Genomic DNA, 6,160 nt, shown 5'->3' with positions numbered 1-6,160 from the left:
CCCCGAAGACGGCGGCGGTCAGCGGCACGGCCAGCAGCATGCCGAGGATCCCGGCGACGGCCGCGCCGCCGGTGAGGGTCACCATGACGACCGCCGGGTGCATCTGGACCGTACGGCTCTGGATCACCGGCTGCAGGACGTGCCCCTCCAGCAGCTGCACGGCGAGGACGACGGCGAGCGCCCACACGGCGATGGCGAACCCGCGGTCGGCGAGGGCGACGAGCACGGCGACGGCCCCGGAGATGAAGGCGCCGAGGTAGGGGATGTAGGCGCCCACGAAGACCAGCGCGCCGAGCCCCACGGCGCCGGGGACGCCGAGGACCAGCAGGCCGACCGTGATGCAGACGGCGTCGATGAGGGCGATCAGGGTGGTCCCGCGCATGAACCCCTCGACGGCCTCGAAGGCGCGCCCGGCCATGGCCTCGACGGTGTCGCCGGCACCGCCCGGGGTCAGGGCGCGCAGCGCCTCGGCGGCCCGCCGCGAGTCCCGCAGGAAGAAGAAGACGAGCAGCAGCGCGAGGACGGCCATGGCGATGGCCTCGCCGACGACGCTGACCCCGTGGATGACGTTGGACGCGGCAGTGCCGCCGAACCGGGAGAGCAGGTCGCGGGAGTTCGCGGCCAGGTCGTCCAGGGAGGTGCCCGCCGCCCCGAAGTGCTCGGTGATCGAATCGGCGGCCTGGCGGAGCGAGGAGACGATCTGGTCACCACTGTCGACGAGGGCGGCGACCACGATGTAGACGGCACCGCCGGCCACGGCCACGACGGCGGCACAGGTGATCCCGGCCGCGATCGAGCGGTTGACCTTCGCCCGGACGAGCTGCCGGTACAGCGGCTTCAGCAGCGCGGTGCCCAGCAGCGCGAGCAGCACCGGGATGACGGCGGTCGAGAACGCGACGCACAGCCGGATGGCGACGTACACCACTCCGGACACCAGCAGGGCGACGGCGCACCAGGCCGCCAGACGGCGCACGGGCTCGGGAAGCAGCTGCACACTGCCCAGCCGACCACGCCCCGGGCGGGCCGTCCTGTTCGGACGGCCCGCCCGGGTGAGCCGCGGTCACCGCGGAGCCGGCGGCGTCAGATCCCGTCCTCGGTCATCCCGTGCACCGCCGGGACGGACCCGAAGCGGCCCTTCTGGAAGTCCTCGAAGGCCTGCTGCAGCTCGTCGCGGGTGTTCATCACGAACGGGCCGTACTGGGCCATGGGCTCCCGGATGGGCCGGCCGCCGAGCAGGACGACCTCCAGCTCCGGGGTGTGGGAGTCCTGCTGCTCGTCCGCGCGGACGGTGAGCGAGGAGCCGGCGCCGAAGACCGCCGTCTGGCCCAGGTGGACCGGGCGGCGCTCCGCGCCCACCGAGCCCTTGCCCGCCAGCACGTACGCGAGGCCGTTGAAGTCCTCCCGCCACGGCAGGGTGACCTCCGCGCCCGGCGCGACGGTGGCGTGGACCATCGTGATCGGCGTGTGGGTGATGCCGGGGCCCTCGTGGCCGTCCAGCTCACCGGCGATGACGCGGAGCAGCGCGCCGCCGTCGGGCGAGGTGAGCAGCTGGACGCTGCGGCTGCGGATGTCCTGGTAGCGCGGGGCCATCATCTTGTCCTTGGCCGGCAGGTTCACCCACAGCTGGACCCCGTGGAAGAGGCCGCCGGACATGACGAGCTGCTCCGGCGGGGCCTCGATGTGCAGCAGGCCCGCGCCCGCGGTCATCCACTGGGTGTCACCGTTGGTGATGGTGCCGCCACCGCCGTGGCTGTCCTGGTGGTCGAAGGTGCCGTCGATGATGTAGGTGACGGTCTCGAAGCCGCGGTGCGGGTGCCACGGGGTGCCCTTCGGCTCCCCAGGCTGATACTCCACCTCACCCATCTGGTCCATCATGATGAACGGGTCCAGATGCCGGTAGTTGATCCCCGCGAACGCCCGGCGCACCGGGAAGCCCTCGCCCTCGAAGCCGCTGGGCGCGGTCGTGACGGTCAGCACGGGGCGGGCCACGGCGTCGGCCGGGGCGGCCACGCGGGGCAGGGTCAACGGGTTCTCCACGGTCACCGCAGGCATGTCGGCACCTCCTTGTGCTCCGAGTTTAGTTGAGAGTTGAACTTTCTGCTACCCGGAACAGCGGGAGCCCGGAGGGCATTCCCTCCGGGCTCCGTACGCGTGTCGGTACACGTGGGCGGTCAGCCGTACATCCTGCGCATCGCGAACTCCACCATCTGCTCCACCGCCTTGGCGTCGAAGACCATGCGGTGCTCGCCCTCCATGTCGAGCACGAAGCCGTAGCCGGTGGGCAGCAGGTCGATGACCTCCGCCCCGGTGATCACGAAGTACTTGGACTCCTTGCCGGCGTAGCGGCGCAGTTCCTTGAGCGAGCTGAACATCGGGATCACGGGCTGCTGGGTGTTGTGCAGCGCGAGGAAGCCGGGGTTGTCACCGCGCGGGCAGTAGACCTTCGAGGTGGCGAAGACCTGCTGGAAGTCCTCGGCGGACATCTGCCCCGTGGTGAAGGCCCGCACCGCGTCCGCGAGCGAGGGCGGGGACGGCTCGGGGTACAGCGGGGGCTGCTGGCCGTACCCGCCGGCCATCTGCTGCTGCGGCGGCGGGGTGTACTGCTGCTGGGCGCCCGCGGTCTGGTCGTAGCCGTACATGCCGCAAAGACTAGTCATCTCCTGGGTGCCGCAGCATCGTTCCTCCGGCAACAATCCCCTCGTATGCGCCCCACCCGCCTCCGGGCGCCCCGACGCGGGCCTCGTCACACCTGTGCCGCTCGGGGTTGCATCTTATTACCGACGGGTAGCATCATCGAAGCTACTTGTTGGTACGTGAACTAGAGCGAGGATCCAGTGCCTCGCCGATCTCTCCACGGAGGCGTCGCCATGGGGCACTACAAGCCGAATCTCCGCGACATCGAGTTCAACCTCTTCGAGGTGCTCGGCCGCGACGAGCTGTACGGCTCGGGACCGTTCGCGGAGATGGACACGGACACCGCGAAGAGCGTCCTGGAAGAGCTGACCCGCCTCTCGGAGAACGAGCTGGCCGAGTCCTTCACGGACGCCGACCGCAACCCGCCGGTCTTCGACCCCGAGACGAACACCGCGCCGGTCCCGGCGTCGTTCAAGAAGAGCTACAAGGCGTTCATGGACTCCGAGTACTGGCGGCTCGGACTGCCCGAGGAGATCGGCGGCACCACCGCGCCCCCGTCGCTCATCTGGGCGTACGCGGAGCTGATCCTCGGCGCCAACCCGGCGGTCTGGATGTACTCCTCCGGCCCGGCCTTCGCCCGCATCCTCTTCGACGAGGGCACCGAGCAGCAGAAGAAGATCGCCGAGATCGCTGTCGAGCGGACCTGGGGCTCCACCATGGTGCTCACCGAGCCGGACGCCGGTTCGGACGTCGGCGCCGGCCGCACCAAGGCCGTCCAGCAGGAGGACGGCTCCTGGCACATCGAGGGCGTGAAGCGCTTCATCACCTCCGGCGAGCACGACATGGAGGAGAACATCCTCCACTACGTCCTCGCCCGCCCCGAGGGCGCGAAGCCCGGCACCAAGGGCCTCTCCCTCTTCCTCGTCCCGAAGTACCTCTTCGACTTCGAGACCGGCGAGCTGGGGACGCGCAACGGCGTCTACGCCACCAACGTCGAGCACAAGATGGGCCTGAAGGCCTCCAACACCTGCGAGATGACCTTCGGCGACCGCCACCCCGCCAAGGGCTGGCTGATCGGCGACAAGCACGACGGCATCCGCCAGATGTTCCGCATCATCGAGTTCGCCCGGATGATGGTCGGCACGAAGGCGATCTCCACCCTGTCGACCGGCTACCTCAACGCGCTGGAGTACGCCAAGGAGCGCGTCCAGGGCCCCGACCTCGCCAACTTCATGGACAAGACGGCGCCCAAGGTCACCATCACGCACCACCCGGACGTGCGCCGCTCGCTGATGACGCAGAAGGCGTACGCGGAGGGCATGCGCGCCCTGGTGCTGTACACCGCCTCCGTGCAGGACGACATAGCCGTCAAGGAGGCCGCCGGCGAGGACACCGCCGCGCTGGAGGCCCTGAACGACCTGCTCCTGCCGATCGTCAAGGGGTACGGCTCCGAGAAGGGCTACGAGCAGCTCGCCCAGTCGCTGCAGATCTTCGGCGGCTCCGGCTTCCTGCAGGAGTACCCGATCGAGCAGTACATCCGCGACGCCAAGATCGACACCCTGTACGAGGGCACCACCGCGATCCAGGGCCAGGACTTCTTCTTCCGGAAGATCGTCCGCAACCAGGGCGCCGCGCTGAACCAGCTCGCCGAGGAGATCAAGAAGTTCCTGGCGATCGGCAGCGGCGGCGAGGAGCTGGCCGCCGCCCGCGACCACCTCGCCAAGGCCGCCGTCGAGCTGGAGGCCGTCGTCGGCCTGATGCTCACCGACCTCGCGGCCACCGAGCAGGACGTCCGGAACATCTACAAGGTGGGGCTCAACACCACCCGCCTGCTGCTCGCCTCCGGTGACGTGGTCGTCGGCTACCTGCTGCTGAAGGGGGCCGCGGTCGCCGCCGAGAAGCTGGCCGCGGGCGCCCCGGCGAAGGACCGCGCCTTCTACACGGGCAAGATCGCCGCGGCGAAGTTCTTCGCGGCCGACGTCCTGCCGGGCGTCACCCTGGCCCGCAAGGTGGCCGAGGGCGTGGACCTGGAACTGATGGACCTGGACGAGGCGGCTTTCTGACAAACGGAGTCGGTCCGTCCGCCGGACTCTCCACATCCCCCTCACGAGGGCCCGCTCCCATCCCAGGGAGCGGGCCCTCATCCGTCGTTAAGGTGAACACATGAGCACAAGCGCCCGCCCGGCTCCGGGCACCGCCCCCACGACGAACGCTTCGCGCGCCCCGCTCCGCTTCGACCGCGGGCACACCGACGACCTCATGGCCTTCCTCGCGGCGAGCCCCACCCCCTACCACGCCGTGGCGAACGCCGCCGAACGACTGGAGAAGGCCGGCTTCCGCCAGGTCGAGGAGACCGAGGCGTGGGACGGGACGACCGGCGGCAAGTACGTGCTGCGCGGCGGCGCGATCATCGCCTGGTACGTCCCCGAGGGCGCCGAGCCGCACACCCCGTTCCGCGTCGTGGGCGCCCACACCGACTCCCCCAACCTCCGGGTCAAGCCGCGGCCCGACAGCGGCGCCCACGGCTGGCGCCAGGTCGCCGTCGAGGTGTACGGCGGACCGCTGCTCAACTCCTGGCTCGACCGCGACCTGGGCCTCGCCGGCCGGCTCTCGCTGCGCGACGGCACGACCCGCCTGGTCAACGTCGACCGTCCGCTGCTGCGTGTCCCGCAGCTCGCCATCCACCTGGACCGCGCGGTCAACGACGGGCTCAAGCTCGACAAGCAGCGCCACCTGCAGCCCGTCTGGGGCCTCGGGGACGACGTCCACGACGGCGACCTCATCGCCTTCCTGGAGCAGGAGGCGGGCCTGGAGCACGGTGAGGTCACCGGCTGGGACCTGATGGTCCACTCCGTCGAGCCACCCGCCTACCTGGGCCGCGACAAGGAGCTCGTCGCCGCGCCCCGCATGGACAACCTGCTCTCCGTGCACGCGGGCACGGCGGCCCTGGCCGCGCTCGCCGGCGCCGCGAGCGGCGGGGACACCGCGCTGCCGTACATCCCCGTCCTCGCCGCCTTCGACCACGAGGAGAACGGCTCGCAGTCGGACACCGGCGCCGACGGCCCGCTGCTCGGCTCGGTCCTGGAGCGGTCGGTCTTCGCCCGCGGGGGCTCCTACGAGGACCGGGCGAGATCCTTCGCCGGCACCGTCTGCCTGTCCTCCGACACCGGCCACGCCGTCCACCCCAACTACGCGGAGCGGCACGACCCGACGCACCACCCGCGGGTGAACGGCGGACCGATCCTCAAGGTCAACGTCAACAACCGGTACGCCACCGACGGTTCGGGCCGTGCGGTCTTCGCCGCCGCCTGCGACCGGGCCGGCGTCCCCTTCCAGTCCTTCGTCTCCAACAACTCCATGCCCTGCGGCACCACCATCGGCCCCATCACCGCCGCCCGGCACGGGATCAAGACGGTCGACATCGGCGTGGCCATCCTGTCCATGCACAGCGCCCGCGAACTCTGCGGCGCCGACGACCCGTTCCTGCTGGCAGGCGCCTTGGTCGCGTTCCTGGAGGGCTGAGCGC

The 6,160-nt window shown here is 70.6% G+C and carries 5 protein-coding genes; 2 read left to right on the top strand and 3 right to left on the bottom strand.

Annotated features, from left to right (window positions below; all coding sequences use genetic code 11):
• The 3 genes from UW392_RS64960 to UW392_RS64950 all read right to left on the bottom strand — a co-directional run.
• Nucleotides 1-994, bottom strand: a 994-nt coding sequence (locus UW392_RS64960; RefSeq protein WP_320784883.1) for an AI-2E family transporter, incomplete at its 3' end; no start/stop codon positions are given.
• An 86-nt stretch (nt 995-1,080) separates the two neighbouring features.
• Entirely contained in the window at nt 1,081-2,052 is a 972-nt protein-coding gene (locus tag UW392_RS64955) for a pirin family protein (protein WP_320784882.1), read from the bottom strand.
• A 119-nt stretch (nt 2,053-2,171) separates the two neighbouring features.
• The gene (locus tag UW392_RS64950; RefSeq protein ID WP_320784881.1) at nt 2,172-2,639 is read right to left on the bottom strand and encodes an SseB family protein; all 468 of its coding nucleotides are present in this window, start codon (nt 2,637-2,639) and stop codon (nt 2,172-2,174) included.
• 228 nt (nt 2,640-2,867) lie between these two features.
• Here UW392_RS64950 and UW392_RS64945 point away from each other — a divergent pair, with 228 nt between their 5' ends.
• Both UW392_RS64945 and UW392_RS64940 read left to right on the top strand, forming a co-directional pair.
• Nucleotides 2,868-4,697, top strand: a complete 1,830-nt coding sequence (locus UW392_RS64945; protein WP_320784880.1) for an acyl-CoA dehydrogenase — start codon at nt 2,868-2,870, stop codon at nt 4,695-4,697.
• 100 nt (nt 4,698-4,797) lie between these two features.
• Entirely contained in the window at nt 4,798-6,156 is a 1,359-nt protein-coding gene (locus UW392_RS64940; RefSeq protein ID WP_320784879.1) for a M18 family aminopeptidase, read from the top strand.
• The last annotated feature ends 4 nt before the right edge of the window (nt 6,157-6,160 follow it).

This window comes from Streptomyces sp. CRN 30 (assembly GCF_034105845.1).
The sequence above is the reverse complement of the archived record's forward strand: the minus strand, read 5'-3'. Positions and strand labels throughout refer to the sequence as shown.